The sequence below is a fragment of the Hydrogenophaga sp. PAMC20947 genome (assembly GCF_004795855.1).
In the GTDB taxonomy this organism is placed as follows: domain Bacteria; phylum Pseudomonadota; class Gammaproteobacteria; order Burkholderiales; family Burkholderiaceae_C; genus Hydrogenophaga.
This window is the reverse complement of record NZ_CP039252.1, coordinates 3,968,978-3,983,993: the sequence shown is the minus strand read 5'-3', so window position 1 is coordinate 3,983,993 and position 15,016 is coordinate 3,968,978. Positions and strand designations below refer to the sequence as shown.

Sequence of the window (15,016 nt, the reverse complement as noted above, 5' to 3'; positions counted from 1 at the left end):
CCTCTTTACTTGACCGCTGGCCCGCGCTGCGCGCGCCAGCCGCTCCCATAGATGACGCCTTCCATCCCCGAAAAAATCTACGTCGCCGGCCACCGTGGCATGGTGGGCTCGGCCATCGTGCGCCAATTGCTGGCGGCCGGCCACGCGCCCAGCGCCATCGTCACCCGCACCCACGCCGAGCTCGACCTCACCAATCAAGCCGCCGTTCGCGCCTTCTTTGAGCAAGCGCGCCCCACCCAGGTGTACTTGGCCGCAGCCCGCGTGGGCGGCATTCATGCCAACAACACCTACCCGGCCGATTTCATCTACGACAACCTGATGATCCAGGCCAACGTGATCGAAGCCGCCTTTCGCCAGGGCGTGAAAAAGCTGCTGTTTTTGGGCAGCAGCTGCATCTACCCCAAGCTCGCCCCCCAGCCCATGGCGGAAAACGCCTTGCTCACCGGCACCTTGGAGCCCACCAACGAGCCCTACGCCGTGGCGAAAATCGCCGGCATCAAGCTCTGCGAAAGCTACAACCGGCAATATGGCGCCAGCCATGGTGTTGACTACCGCAGCGTGATGCCCACCAACCTGTATGGCCCCGGCGACAACTACCACCCCGAAAACAGCCACGTGATCCCCGCGCTCATTCGCCGGTTTCACGAAGCCAAGGCCAACAACGCGCCCGAGGTGGTCATCTGGGGCTCGGGCACGCCGCGCCGCGAGTTTTTGTTTGTGGACGACATGGCCGCCGCCAGCGTGCACGTGATGAACCTGCCCGCCGAAACCTACGCCCAACACACCCAGCCCATGCTCAGCCACATCAACGTGGGCTTTGGCAGCGACCTGAACATTGCCGATCTGGCCAAAACCGTGGCCCAAACCGTGGGCTATACCGGCCAGATCAACCAAGACGCCACCAAACCCGACGGCGCCCCCCGCAAGCTCATGGACAGCAGCCGCCTGCAAAGCCTGGGCTGGAAAGCCCAGGTGCCCCTGGCCACCGGCCTGGCCCTGGCCTACCAAGACTTCCTGAAGCACAACGGCTGAGCCCCACCGGCCAACGCTCAAGCCAGCGCAGACGCAAATCGATGACCACGAACCTAACCGATACCCAAGATATGTCGAGCAACAACGAAACCAGCAACAGCAACAACGGGGACAAACCCAAAGTCGCCCTCATCACCGGCGTGACCGGGCAAGACGGCTCTTACCTCGCCGAGCTGCTGCTCGAAAAAGGCTACATGGTGCATGGCATCAAGCGCCGCGCTTCGTCATTCAACACCCAGCGTGTGGACCACATCTACCAAGACCCGCACATTGAACACGCCAACTTCAAGCTGCACTACGGCGATTTGAGCGACACCAGCAACCTCATCCGCATCGTTCAAGAAACCCAGCCCGACGAGATCTACAACCTGGGCGCGCAAAGCCATGTGGCCGTGAGCTTTGAAAGCCCGGAATACACCGCTGATGTGGACGGCCTGGGCACCCTGCGCCTGCTGGAAGCCATTCGCATCTTGGGCATGGAAAAGAAGACCCGCTTCTACCAGGCCAGCACCTCTGAGCTGTATGGCCTGGTGCAAGAAACCCCGCAAACGGAAACCACGCCCTTTTACCCCCGCAGCCCCTACGCCGTGGCCAAGCTCTACGCCTACTGGATCGTGGTGAACTACCGCGAAGCCTACGGCATGTACGCCTGTAACGGCATCTTGTTCAACCACGAATCCCCCCGCCGCGGCGAAACCTTTGTTACCCGCAAGATCACCCGCGGCCTGGCCAACATCGCTGTGGGCCTGGAAAAGTGCCTTTACATGGGAAACATCGATGCCCTGCGCGACTGGGGCCACGCCAAAGACTACGTGCGCATGCAATGGATGATGCTTCAGCGAGACAAAGCCGATGACTTTGTCATCGCCACCGGCGTGCAATACAGCGTGCGCGAATTCATTACCTGGAGCGCCGCCGCACTGGGCATTACCGTCGCCTTTGAAGGCACGGGCGTGGACGAAGTTGCCAAAGTGGCCGACATTACTGGCAGCAAGGCCCCCGCCCTAAAGGTGGGCGACATTGTGGTCAAAATCGACCCCCGTTACTTCCGCCCCACCGAAGTGGAAACCCTGCTGGGCGACCCCAGCAAAGCCAAAAAAGACCTGGGCTGGATTCCCGAGATCACCGCACAAGACATGTGCAAAGAAATGGTCGAACACGACCTGGCCTTGGCCAAACAGCACGCTCTGCTGAAGACCCACGGCTACCGCGTCAACGTCAGCGTTGAGTAAACCGGGCCCCACACCATGAAAATCGCTATCGTCGGTACCGGCTAGGTCGGCCTGAGCAACGCTGTGCTCTTGGCCCAGCACAACGAGGTGGAGGCGATTGACATCGTGCCCGCCATAGTGGCCTTGCTTAACCACAAGCAAAGCCCCATTGAAGACGCCAAGCTAAAACACTACCTACCCACCCAGCCGCGTAAGCTCAAAGCCACTCTGGATAAGTCCAAGACCTATGGAAACGCCTAAAACGACGGCACCCTCATATCAATACTGTTTTTACTCCTCGACAAATAGACAACAAAATATCAATCTATGGGGTTGGTATTTTTGATTAAATATCCCCCAAAAGCAAAAATCAATTTTAATATCTACCTTAAATTATCTTACCTTTTTTGGAAAAAAATCTTAGTTTCTACAAACTAAACAATAGCATAAAATAAATGGCACGAAGATGAAGGAACTATTTTTCTTTCCAAAGAATGGCAAACTACTAAAAGCCTTATCCACCAGCATTATCAATCAAGGTCTGAGCAGTGTATCAAATTTCGCCTTTGGAATATACCTTGTAAAAGAGCTAACCCCTTCCGACTTTGGATTCTATGGAATAGCCTTGGCCATAAGCCTTTTTCTAGCAGGACTGGGTAACTCAGTATTCCTAACTCAGATGGTTGTCAATTTCGGGGACAAAGAAGAAGACGATAGATTACCGTACCTTGCAAGAATGCTGGCAGGCTTAACACTATTCAGCATAGTTCTTGTATCGATAACATTCATACTATTTCTTATAACAAGTTATGCATTTCAAGGAGAGAATTTACAAACTATTAGCTTTTTCTCAACAGCAATCGCATCGCTTGGATTTTTGTATAAAGATTTCTTTATACGAAAATCGTATACCCTTCAAAAAGAATCAAATGCAGTAATAATTAATGCATGGGTTGCAATGTCGATGCTGGCAATAGTTTTCTCCCTAAAACTACTGAAAATTGAAATAAACTCAAATTACGCTTTATTAATTTACGGTGGCAGCAATGCAATTGGTGCGATCATTGGGTTCACTCGATCAGAAATCTCCATGAAAAACTTGGAGTTCGGAAAAATATTGATAGACGCCAAGGAGTCTTGGCGTGGTGGCGGTGGTTGGTATGTGCTGGTGACTATAGCAAACGCAATTCAAACTCAAGCTCACACAATAACCGGTGCGTTATTAATGGGACCTATAGGCGTCGCCACCATGAATGCGGCCAAGCTATATCTAACGCCTCCTTTTGTTTTATTACCCGCAATAAATCAAGTCATCTTACCGCGCATGGTCGCACAGAGAAAAAATATCCTAAGCACCAAGAATACTGGTTACGCCGTTAGCCTCTTACTTATATTTGTAACCCTAGCATATATAGCGCCACTTGTTTTTTTCTTTGAACCAATATCAAAACTATTAACTTCAGGAAAATACGAAGATCTCGACGGGACGATGTATGGGTGGTGCTTTGCTGCACTAATGGTAGCAGCGCGAAGTGGTGCAGCACTCCACAATCACGCAATAAAACAATTTAAGAAATTCTTTTATGCATCAGCTATATCTGGCTTCTTTAGCATTATCATTTCTTTCATTCTGATAAATATTTACGGCCCAATCGGCGGACCAATTGGACTTGGATTGGGTGAAATTGTGGTAATAATAATTCTTACAAGATCTAACAATAAAGTTGCTAAAGACAACCAGAAATAAGCGCTATAAAAATGACAATACAGATGCGCCCTCACAAAACTCAAGTGAATTCAAAGGATCCGGAATGATTGAGGCTTTCTTAGTCTCCAGATTCATATCAGACTATTTCTGGGAATTTAAAATACTAAGCGCCTCTCAAATACTAATAATATTTGTAGCGCTTTTATTCCTTAAAGTAACACGCAGAAAACTGAGACTCTCAATTACTGGGATTGATTTACTCGCAATTTCATTTACGCTCTATGTTTGCAGCTCCTATCTATTCAATGCAAATGACGACACACTCATAATCACAATAAAATTCTGCCTCTTTCTGCTTGCCTATTTCGCAGGAAGAATGAACTTACTTGTGTTTTCTCAACTTGAAAAGCTATCCATAATTGCTTCCATTGCGTTGTTAGCATTTTTGGGAATGGGTCTTCTAGGTGTGGGCTACCAGGATTGGGGTGGAGTATCCACCTTTACGGCTGGCTATTTTTTTAAATCCGACTTGGCTTTATCAGCATGCATGCTGCTGACAATAATTCTATCTGGAAGTAAAAACATAAAACTTTTATCTATCAGTTGGCTATCTACAATGATTGTAGTTCTTCAAACCAACGCACGAGTTTTCATACCAATTGTTTTTCTTCTACCAATAATAGCCTACCTAATTTCTAACAAAGATAGACCCAATATAAATTATTTATCAATATTTGGAAAAACCTTAGTGTTAGCGATAGCAGCTTCGCTTGTTATGTACTTTGGAATCAGCGCATTTTCAGATAATGGTGATTATTTGGTAATTTCAACTACTGACTTTTTTTCAGCGTCAAACACGCAAGGCAGATCAGTAATATGGGATGCACTGATAGCCGGCTACCTGTCATCGGATCTAACTACTCAGTTATTTGGTGCCGGGTTAGACGCCGATCGAATATTTGTATCAGGGTTTGCAGAGGTTGCAGGACTTGAAGATGCAAACGCTCATAACATTTATCTCTATATCCTTGTATCACTTGGATTAATTGGATTAATTTTTTGCACATCAATACTTCTATTTACATCGAAAATATTTTACCAGTTGCTCAAATCCAATAACAAGAATGTCGTCACCCTATCTAGCATTTCGATATCATACTTTCTCATATTATTAGTTGCAGGCCTGACGACTGACGCAATTCTTCGTCCGCAAATCATGGCGCCATTTTGCTTTTTTCTAGGCCTATCTGTGAAGTATTGCTTGAGATTAAAAAATAAGGAATAAGCAATGTCTAAAAAGAAAAGTACCATGAAAATAGATAATCAACTTCTAATCATCCATCCCGTGCTTGCACCGTATAGGGTTAACTTTTTTAACTCACTGGGATCTCTATTCAATTTAAAAATATGTTTTGAGTTTTCAAACTCTTGGAATAACAACTTTGACCAAGCTGCGCTAAGGGCAGCTTTGCGCGTTAGATACAAGTACCTTACAGACGGATTTATATTACTTGGCCGCCGTGCTTTTCGCCCCAGCATATTAAGAGAAATTTATACGTTCAAACCTCAGGTTGTTGTAACTTCTGAGTTTTCATTAGCAACAATTATCACATTAATATATTGCCATATTTCAAAGAAAACGAAACACGTTATATGGACCGATGACAATCCAGATTTCATGTTGCTGGACTCAAAAATTAGAAAATACCTCCGACATTTAACTTTACCAAGAGTAAACGGTGTGATATGTCTTTCTAGTCAGACAGCTGAGTATTACAGAAGCACTTATGGTTTAAAAATACCTATTGAGTCATCACTAATGCTGCAGGAAGAAACGGAGTTTTCAAAAGGTCTTGAGGAATCTACAAACTTGGCCGTATCACTAGCTGAATCTAATAATCTGATAGGAAAACGGATCATTTTATTTGTTGGTCGCCTCTCTGTAGAAAAGCAAGTAGCGGCCCTAATTCGCGCCTTCGGCAACGTCAATGATCGAATAGTTGAGACCCGCCTTGTAATAGTTGGGCATGGTCCCGAGAAATCCAACCTTATTCAGCTAGCAAAGGATCTTGGAATCGAATCGCGAGTGATTTTTGCCGGAAATGTGCAGGGGCTACATCGTTATGCTTGGTATAGGGTGGGGCAACTGCTCGTGCTTCCTAGCTCGTTTGAGGCATTTGGGGCTGTTGTCAACGAAGCACTTTTATCGGGTATGCCAGTTCTTTGCTCGGATAAAGTTGGGGCCAAAGCTCTCATTAGTTCAAATATTAATGGCGATATATTTAAATATGGCAACGATGATGAATTAGTACTAAAAATGAACGGCATTATTAAATCACTTGATTCACTAACAATTCCCAGTCTTTCTAAGATTCGCCCATCGTTGATGTCGCACACATTTTATGAATCCGTACAAAATTTCTCAAATTTGATCAAAAAAGTAATTGCTTCGTAGTTATCTTAACCGATAGATTCACAAATTTCATTAAATAGACTTCAAGCTATATAGAAAATCTTCATCATCATTTAGTGACAAAATAGGGTTTCATAAAAAATGGATGTCTTGCAATTGAACGCAAAACTTCTATTTTTTAAAATCCTCCAATGCTTCAATCAAAATTTCCTGAACACTACCTTGGCTACCTATTTGTATTTAGCTTTCACAAGACCTCAGCTTAGTTTTGTGCTCCGACATTTCTATCAAAATAGAATAGGAAATAGCGCATATCTAATCTTCACTGGTACTTCGCAAGATTTAGATATTACGGAAGAGAATGGATTTTCAAAAATTGCAGCCATTCCATCATCAACTGGAAGGCTAAATAGAAAAAATGTTCACGCACTTCGGGCCGTACAGACACATTTGAAATCATGGGATGTTTCGATCACGGATATAGTATATCCAGGGCTACTTCATCCTCTTATGAACGCCATCTATGCTATTTTTTCAAAAAATGAAAATTGCCGCCATTATATTTATGCCGAAGGCATTAGCTCTTATCTTGAACTAACTTTACCTATAAAGTGGAAGATTAAATTTTCAATATTTCGATGCATTTCATGGATGTATGGATTTAGCTTTGGGCTAACAATTAGTGGTCACCCGCATGGTCTGGATATGCCGAACGTAGCTGGGCTTATTGCAGAATATCCTGATCTATTATCTCGACATGGAAAGCAGATAGAGCTTCTACCTACTCACACATCCTCAATTGAGTTTTCAGGAGAAAACTTGAACGCAGTTATGTTTGTGGGCCAACCTCATCTAGACCCTAGATTTGATTTGAACGATTTGTATACCAATCTAGCACATGGTCTTAATGAATACTTTAATTTACCACTAATTTATAAACCTCACCATTTTGAGTCGCTGGAACAATTAGCTGCTGCGAAAAGTGCGGGGTTTAAATTACTGGAAACTAACATTCCTTTTGAAATATTAGCAAAAACCACCCGGCCAGCGGCACTGGTTTCATTCCGAAGCACAGTGTTGTTGAACGCCCCACGCCTGCTCGGAGATGGTGTTCCAATTTACACCTTTGCGCCGTTTCTTGTGTCACCTCCTGATGAAAACGGTTCACTCGTTGAGTTGAGGAATGTCTTGAAACAATTTGGCGTCAAATCATTTCCAACTGGAAGCTTTTTGGCAAATTTTGAAACAATTATGTCAAATTCAATTGGACAACGTTTATGACCTTTTTTATTGCGTCTTTATTGCAGTGGAATGGCACAACGGGTGTTCAAACTCATGTGCGCGAAGTTTTTCCATTTCTCAAGCAAAACGACAGCGATCCTATTTTTGTGTGCCCTCATGATGGGAATCTTCTTGATCGAATCATCCTTACATTCATGCTGATTTTGAGGAAATTAACAGCACGTTTCTCGCCATCTTTTGAGGTTCTTCTTTATCGATGGGGTCACGGCTGGATTCTGAAGAGAAGGTTGCGAAGCTTTCTTGCAGGTGCTGATGATTGTGTTATCTACGCGCAATGCCCGGTATCCTCGAAGGCGGCCAGAGAAGCGCGATTTGGATCGCATCAGAAGGTGGTATTGGTTGTCCACTTCAATATCAGTCAAGCAGATGAATTTGTTGGACAAGGACGACTTGGACAAAATGGGGCTGTATATCGTTTCATTCAAAAAATGGAATCTGAGCAACTGCCGTTGCTTGATGGCATAATTTTTGTTTCGGAATTTATGCGGGAGATTCTTTACAAGAGAATCCCCAGCGTGAAGTCGGTGCCGTGGAAGGTGATTCCAAATTTTCTTGCCGATCCGAAAGTTTGTTTTGCCAGACCCGTTGGAGCGACTGAACTTTTATGCGTGGGCACATTGGAATCGCGGAAGAACCAAATATATGCTCTCGAAATTCTTGCTGCAGCGCGTCGTCTGGGTTCTGCACTTAGCCTGACATTGATTGGGAATGGCCCAGACCGTCAAATGTTGGAAGCAGCATCACTGCGCCTTGGGGTTGCTGATGACGTTCGGTTTTTGGGGTTTGTAGCGAATGCTGCTGAAAGTTTTCAAACCCATAGGGCTTGTTTACATGTCGCCCGCATTGAAAACCTGCCAATTACTCTCATTGAGTCGCTGTCTCGCGGAGTCCCAATTTTCGCGCCAGCCGTTGGGGGAATACCTGAAGTTTTCTCGGACGGTATAGAAGGACGCTTTATTCCTTTAAACGATCCCGACGAAGCCGCACAAATAATATTGAAGTGGATTCTTGATTCTCAAGTGATGGCCATGGCGGGCCGCGCTGCATATCAACGATTTAGAGACAAGTTTTCTGGCGAAAGTTGCGGCGCAATGCTGAAGCAATTCTTGATAAACCAACAAACAGGTGCACTCAAATGAGAATACTGATTGCCCACAACACCTACCAACAACGTGGTGGCGAAGACTCCGTCGCTGAAGCAGAGGTTGACTTGCTTCGTGCCCACGGGCATCAGGTCGCGGTTTACACCCGAAGCAATGATGAGATCCGCCACATGCCAGCTATCTCTGTGGCGCGGCAAACGCTGTGGTCTTCTCAAACCAGCAAAGACCTTGCCGCCTTGATCAAGAACGAGCGGCCTGACGTGATTCACGTGCACAACACGTTTCCGCTGGTGTCGCCGTCTTTGTACTGGGCGGCCACCCATGCGGGCGTGCCGGTGATTCAGACCTTGCACAACTTTAGATTGCTGTGCCCTCAGGCCATGTTTTTGCGGGAGGGCAAGGTGTGCGAGGACTGTTTGGGCAAGGTCCCGTGGCGCGGCGCCGTGCGTGGTTGTTACCGGGAATCAAAGGTGCAAAGCACTCTTTTGGCAGGCATGGTCACACTGCACCGCGCCATGGGCACCTGGAACGAAAAAGTCACCCGCTACATTGCCCTCAATGAGTTTTGCCGCAAGAAGTTCATTGACGGTGGCTTGCCAGCGGACCGCGTTGTAGTGAAGCCCAACTTTGTGGACTTTGAAGCGCTCCCGTCGGTAGAACGAAACGGCTTTTTGTTTGTGGGCCGCTTGTCTAGCGAAAAAGGGGTGGATGTGCTTGTGAATGCCACCCGCAGCCTGCCTCAAGTGCAGGTTCGCGTGGCGGGTACGGGGCCGGAAGCTGATTTACTGAACGGTGTGCCGGGCATTCAGGCTTTGGGTGCCCTGACAGGTGACGCGGTGCGTACTGAAATGAGCCAAGCTATAGCACTGGTGCTGCCCAGCATTTGTTATGAGAACTTTCCCCGCACGCTGGTGGAAGCCTATGGCAGTTGCATGCCAGTAATAGCAAGCCGACATGGGGCAATGGCCGAGTTGGTAAAGGACGGCGTGACTGGTTTGCTTTTTGAACCCGGCAATGCAGAAGACTTGGCTAGCAAGATGCGCTGGGCTCAGGAACACCCGCAAGAAATGGCTCGAATGGGGAGATCCGCCCGCGAACGCTACGAGGAGCGCTACACACCTCAGAGAAACTATCAGGAACTTTTGAGTATTTACACCGATGTCATTGATAACAACCAAAGAAGCAAGGCCTGATGTGCTTAGTTTGAAACGCTCTATTGGGAACGTTTTTGGCATTCCCATCGACATCATCTCTTGGGATCAGGCGGTAGACAGCATTAGCACATGGGCGCTTACACGCGAAAGCAAGGTGGTCTGCATATGTAATGCTCACTCCGTCGTGACAGCGCGACAAGACCCAGAGTTTTCTCAAGTAATTTTTAATGCCGACTTGGCGACACCAGACGGTGCGCCCGTCGCTTGGTTGCTGCGCCGCTTGGGCGCGCGCGATCAGCAAAGGATAAATGGACCGGATTTAATGTGGAAGTATTGCGCCCATGCCGCTGACTGTGGCGAAGCAATTTACCTTTATGGATCCTCGGAAGCCACCTTAAGCATCTTGAAAGATCGGTTGATGGCCGCTTTTCCGGCGCTGCGGATCGCAGGAAGTTACTCGCCTCCTTTCCGCCCATTGACTGCAGAAGAAGATGAAACCGCAGTCAAGGCCATCAATGATTCAAATGCAGGCGTGGTTTGGGTGAGTCTGGGTTGTCCAAAGCAGGAAAAATGGATGGATGAACACAGGGGGCGAATTAACGCGGTGATGGTTGGTGTGGGTGCTGCCTTTGATTACCATGCTGGCACCATTCAGCGCGCACCTCTTTGGATGCAACGCAACGGTTTGGAATGGTTACATCGGTTTGCAAGCGAACCTCGTCGACTTTGGAAGCGATACTTGGTGACAAATACCTTATTTATTTGGTACTCAATGCAACAGATTTTGTTCAATCGTGTGCCGAACGCTAAATGATTGCCAATTAGTGAATTCAACGCCAAGCCCTTTTTTGAGCCAAGCTGTATTCAAAGCGGCGATGGCTGCACTCCCCCTGATTTCTGTCGATTGGGTATTGATCGATCCGGCCGGGGCTGTGCTTTGCGGCTTGCGGCTGAATGCGCCAGCGCGCGGCGCCTGGTTCACACCGGGCGGGCGGGTACACAAAGGTGAGGCATTGGCGGCTGCGCTCTTGCGCGTGGCTATGGTTGAGCTAGGCGCTTCCCGGACTTTGGCTAGCAACTTGATTGAGAGAGCGCAGCTTATGGGTGCCTGGGATCATTTCTACGCTGACAGCGCGTTTTCGGAAGCGGCCGCCACGCATTATGTGAACCTGCCCTATTGGGCGCCGCTCACTTGGAGTGAGGTGGAAGCACTGATGCCGGCGCTGCCCGTGGGCGAGCAACACAGCGCCTGGCGCTGGGTGCCTTGGAGCGCTAACGCAGGCGAGCTGCATGAGCATGTAGCGCCCTACCTGGCCTGGGTGGGCAAGGCTTTTGAAGCTGGCGCAAAAGGCAGCGCGGCATGAGCACCACTGCACACTTTTCGGCCCCGGTCATCAGCGGCGACACACCGGCTCAGGCGCATTGGGCCAACAGGGCTTTTGCGGTTGCATTCGGCTTGGCGCTGGCGCTGATTGTTTTCGCCACGCTCATTCGCGGTGGCAACCGCTATGTGCCTTTGTTGGCGCTGGAATGGCTGGGCCTGTTGGTGTGCCTGGCTTGGGGCTGGGGCGCGCTGCTGCAAGGGCGCTGGCCTGCAGGCTGGGGCAAGGGGCTTTCGCGGTGGGGTTTCGCTGCCTTGGCTGCGCTTCCTGTTTGGGTGCTGCTGCTCAATGCGCTGGGGGCATCCAGCGCCACACCGCTCGCAGGCTGGGCCGCTGCACTGGTGGGCTTGCCCGTGGCGGCCATGTGGCTGCTGGGGCTGAGCGCCAGCCCGGCGCAAACCCGGTCGCTCTGGCTGGCTTGGCTTTGGATGGCGCTGGCGCAAGCCGCCATGGGGCTGATGCAACTCGGTGGCTGGGAGGCTTTGCGGTTCGGGTTGGAATCCGGCGAAAAACTCATTGGCACCTACGCCAGCAAAAACACCTACAGCAACCTGCTGGTGATGGCGGTGCCACTGGCCGTGTATGGCTTGCTGGCCCAAGGCGGGAACGAATCAGGCAAAGGCCGAAGTGGCAGGCCCTGGCTGTGGGGAGGGGCCTGGTTTGTGTTGTTGGCATGTATTTCCCTCAGCACATCGCGCACCGGCATCGCCACGGGCCTGCTGACGGCCTTGCTCTCGGTGGGCTTGCTCATGCCCAATCGCTCCAGCCAAGGCAGGGGCACGGGCGCGGGCAGCAAAAGGGGCAAGCGCTGGGTGTGGCTGGGCGCGGCGGCGCTGCTGGCGGCGGTGGCGCTGACGGGCGGGCTGGAATGGCTGGCCCGGTTTGAAGGCGAGCGCCTGGCGGCCGACGACGCGGTGCGCGGTCTGATGCGCGAAGCCACTTGGCAAGGGGCCATGACCCACTGGCCCTGGGGCTCGGGCCTGGGCAGTTACCGGTGGGTGTTCCCAGCGTTTCACCCGGCCGAGCTTGGGGGCTATGTGATCGATATGGCCCACAACGATTATTTGCAGCTATTCATGGAACTGGGGGTGGTGTTTGTGGCGCTGGCGGCGCTGGTGTTGGCGCTGGTGGCGCGGCGCTTGGTGCAGTTGGTGGGCAAGGCGCGCGGGGCGCGGCGCGGCGCCGGGGGCTGGGCCGAGGCCGATCGGTTGGCCGTGGCCTGCGTGCTGGGCGCGCTGGCCACGGCGCTGCATGCGCTGGTGGACTACCCGCTGCACATACCGGCCAACGCCATGATGGCGGCGTTTTTGCTGGGGGTTTTTCTGCGCGAGCCGGCCCAAGCGCCCGAAGTCAACGCTGAGGCCAACGCCCAGCGGCGGTCTTCAAGAATCAAACAAGAAGGGTAGAAACTGAACAATGGCTGAAAATATATTGATCACGGGTGGCGCGGGCTACATAGGCTCGCACACCACGCTGGCGCTGTTGGAAGCGGGGTTTGACGTGGTGGTGTTGGACAACCTGTGCAACAGCTCGCCCGAATCGCTGCGGCGCGTGGGCAAGCTGGCGGGCCGGGAGCCGGTGTTGGTTGCGGGCGATATACGCGACGCTGGCTTGCTGGAGCGCCTGTTTGCCGAACACGCGTTTTCGGCGGTGGTGCATTTTGCGGGGCTCAAGGCGGTGGGCGAGAGCGTGCGCGACCCGCTCACGTATTACGACAACAACGTGGCCGGCAGCATAGCGCTGGCGCGGGCGGCGGCACACGCGGGTGTATTTCGCTTCGTGTTCAGCTCGTCGGCCACGGTGTACGGCAGCGAAGCCCCGGTGCCTTATGCCGAAAGTGCGCCCCTGGGCTCGCCTACCAATCCCTACGGCAGATCCAAGCTGATGGTGGAGCAGGTGTTGAGCGATCTGGCCGCGTCTGACCCGCGGTGGAGCGTGGCGCTGCTGCGCTATTTCAATCCCGTGGGCGCCCACGAAAGCGGGCAGATTGGCGAAGACCCCAACGGCATTCCCAACAACCTGGTGCCCTATGTGAGCCAGGTGGCGGCGGGCAAGCTGGCTGAACTGTCGATCTTCGGTGGCGATTACCCCACGCAAGACGGCACCGGGGTGCGCGATTACATCCACGTGGTGGATTTGGCCAACGGCCATATCAAGGCGCTGCAGGCGCTGAGTTCGGGGAACTGCAGTGGGGTGAAGGTCTGGAACCTGGGTACAGGCCTCGGCTATTCCGTATTGGAACTGGTGCGGGCTTTTGAAGCCGCCTCGGGCCAAAAGGTGCCCTACAAGATCGTGGCGCGGCGCGAGGGCGACCTGGCTGAATGCTGGGCCTGCCCCAAAAAGACTGCCAGCGAACTCGGGTGGCAAGCAACCCGCGATCTGGAAACCATGATGGTCGACACCTGGCGCTGGCAATCGCAAAACCCCCATGGCTTCAAACCAGGTTGAGGCCGGAACCCGGGAACAACCAACCGCCGCTGGGCGGCGTTCTTCCGGGGCCGGCAAACCCGAAGTAAGTCACAAGACTGCAGGAAATTGTGATGCTAGGCCCTCCCGCTGATCAGATACCCCGGGGAGGACCCGCCTCTCACTGCGAAAGGCCGTAAAATCTCAGGTTGAAGCGTTGATTTTTTTGCAACAAGGTGTTACCTGAGATGAGACTGTTTTTTGGCCGGTTTTTAAGCCTGCGGCCCCCACATTCCCCTGCGCTGGCGTCGGTGTTGCTGCTGGGCTTGGCGCTGGCGGGCGCTGCCCCGGCGAGCGCGTTGGCGCAACAGGCCGCTGCGGCCAATGGCCCTGGCAATGCCCCGGGCCGGTCCGGTGCGCCTTCACCTTCAGACACTCGCTTGGGCTCGCCCATGGGTGAGCCCCTGGGCGCCCAGGCGGTTGAGCCCTTGCAGCGCTCGGTTGAGGCTTCGCGCCAGCCGGTGTACACGGGGTTAGACCCAAACGCCAATGCACCAGTGGGTGCCAACAACCCGGGCATGGCCCTGCGCATGGACAAAGGGCAAGACCCGGCGGGGCCGGTTGCGGGCAGCGGCGGTGTGCCGCCGCTGAATTCGGCCGCCTCTGTGGGGGCCGATTACCGCATTGGGCCCAGCGATTTGCTGGACTTCGATGTGTACGGCGTGCCCGATATGCAGCGCACGGTGCGGGTGAACGCTTCGGGCGTGGTCTCGCTGCCCTTGATTGGGCCGGTGGCGCTGGCCGGCCTCAACACCGCCCAGGCCGAGGCGTTGATCGCCCAAAAGTACGAAAAAGACTTTTTGCAAAACCCCCAGGTGTCGCTGTTCATCAAAGAATTCACTTCGCAGCGCATCACCATTGAGGGCGCGGTGGCCAAGCCGGGCATTTACCCCGTCACCGGTACGCTCACCTTGCTGCGCGCCCTGGCGCTGGCCGGGGGCGGCGGGCAATACGCGCTGCTCAACGAGGTGATGCTGTTTCGCAGCGGCAGCTCGCTCGAAGCCAACACCCAGATGTTTGATCTGGAAAAGATCCGCACCGGTGAAATCGCCGACCCGATCATCAACGCCGACGATGTGATTGTGGTCAAGCGAGACCCGAAACGCACGGCCTTGCGCGATTCGTTTTTTGGCGATCTGTTGAGCACCTTGAACCCCTTCAAGTAAGCCTTTTCCCTTCCTCTCCTTTTTTGCGCGCGGCGCCCCCTGCTCCGCTGCTGATACCCGCCCGCGCCCCAGCCTGTCA

At 51.9% G+C, this 15,016-nt stretch carries 13 protein-coding genes; all 13 read left to right on the top strand.

Features of this window, described 5'->3' with window-relative positions; translation table 11 throughout:
- Positions 1 to 51 precede the first annotated feature (51 nt).
- Positions 52 to 1,032, top strand: coding sequence for a GDP-L-fucose synthase (locus E5678_RS18200; RefSeq protein ID WP_136179840.1), 981 nt, complete (start codon positions 52 to 54; stop codon positions 1,030 to 1,032).
- A 71-nt stretch (positions 1,033 to 1,103) separates the two neighbouring features.
- On the top strand, positions 1,104 to 2,264 hold the full coding sequence (gmd, locus tag E5678_RS18195; protein ID WP_136180854.1) for a GDP-mannose 4,6-dehydratase: 1,161 nt from the start codon (positions 1,104 to 1,106) through the stop codon (positions 2,262 to 2,264).
- A gap of 445 nt (positions 2,265 to 2,709) precedes the next feature.
- Positions 2,710 to 3,990 carry a hypothetical protein gene (locus E5678_RS18190; RefSeq protein WP_136179839.1) on the top strand — a complete coding sequence of 427 codons (1,281 nt, stop codon included), beginning with the start codon at positions 2,710 to 2,712 and terminating at the stop codon, positions 3,988 to 3,990.
- 64 nt (positions 3,991 to 4,054) lie between these two features.
- Positions 4,055 to 5,236: an O-antigen ligase family protein gene (locus E5678_RS18185; RefSeq protein ID WP_136179838.1), complete on the top strand. Its 1,182-nt coding sequence runs from the start codon at positions 4,055 to 4,057 to the stop codon at positions 5,234 to 5,236.
- Positions 5,237 to 5,239: 3 nt separating this feature from the next.
- Positions 5,240 to 6,406, top strand: a complete 1,167-nt coding sequence (locus tag E5678_RS18180; protein WP_136179837.1) for a glycosyltransferase — start codon at positions 5,240 to 5,242, stop codon at positions 6,404 to 6,406.
- Between the two features lie 180 nt (positions 6,407 to 6,586).
- The gene (locus tag E5678_RS18175) at positions 6,587 to 7,645 is read left to right on the top strand and encodes a polysialyltransferase family glycosyltransferase (protein ID WP_168708601.1); all 1,059 of its coding nucleotides are present in this window, start codon (positions 6,587 to 6,589) and stop codon (positions 7,643 to 7,645) included.
- The gene (locus E5678_RS18170; protein WP_136179835.1) at positions 7,642 to 8,805 is read left to right on the top strand and encodes a glycosyltransferase family 4 protein; all 1,164 of its coding nucleotides are present in this window, start codon (positions 7,642 to 7,644) and stop codon (positions 8,803 to 8,805) included. The genes E5678_RS18175 and E5678_RS18170 overlap by 4 nt, the downstream gene beginning before the upstream one ends.
- The gene (locus E5678_RS18165) at positions 8,802 to 9,962 is read left to right on the top strand and encodes a glycosyltransferase (protein WP_136179834.1); all 1,161 of its coding nucleotides are present in this window, start codon (positions 8,802 to 8,804) and stop codon (positions 9,960 to 9,962) included. Before E5678_RS18170 ends, E5678_RS18165 begins: the two co-directional genes overlap by 4 nt.
- A complete protein-coding gene (locus E5678_RS18160; protein WP_136179833.1) occupies positions 9,928 to 10,737 on the top strand; it encodes a WecB/TagA/CpsF family glycosyltransferase in 810 nt (269 codons plus the stop codon). The genes E5678_RS18165 and E5678_RS18160 overlap by 35 nt, the downstream gene beginning before the upstream one ends.
- Positions 10,738 to 10,771: 34 nt before the next feature.
- Positions 10,772 to 11,287 (top strand): NUDIX domain-containing protein, encoded by a 516-nt coding sequence (locus tag E5678_RS18155; protein WP_210731945.1) that lies wholly within the window; start codon positions 10,772 to 10,774, stop codon positions 11,285 to 11,287.
- On the top strand, positions 11,284 to 12,711 hold the full coding sequence (locus tag E5678_RS18150) for an O-antigen ligase family protein (RefSeq protein ID WP_136179831.1): 1,428 nt from the start codon (positions 11,284 to 11,286) through the stop codon (positions 12,709 to 12,711). The genes E5678_RS18155 and E5678_RS18150 overlap by 4 nt, the downstream gene beginning before the upstream one ends.
- A 10-nt stretch (positions 12,712 to 12,721) precedes the next feature.
- The gene (gene galE, locus E5678_RS18145) at positions 12,722 to 13,753 is read left to right on the top strand and encodes a UDP-glucose 4-epimerase GalE (RefSeq protein WP_210731944.1); all 1,032 of its coding nucleotides are present in this window, start codon (positions 12,722 to 12,724) and stop codon (positions 13,751 to 13,753) included.
- A 206-nt stretch (positions 13,754 to 13,959) separates the two neighbouring features.
- Entirely contained in the window at positions 13,960 to 14,937 is a 978-nt protein-coding gene (locus tag E5678_RS18140) for a polysaccharide biosynthesis/export family protein (RefSeq protein WP_136179830.1), read from the top strand.
- The last annotated feature ends 79 nt before the right edge of the window (positions 14,938 to 15,016 follow it).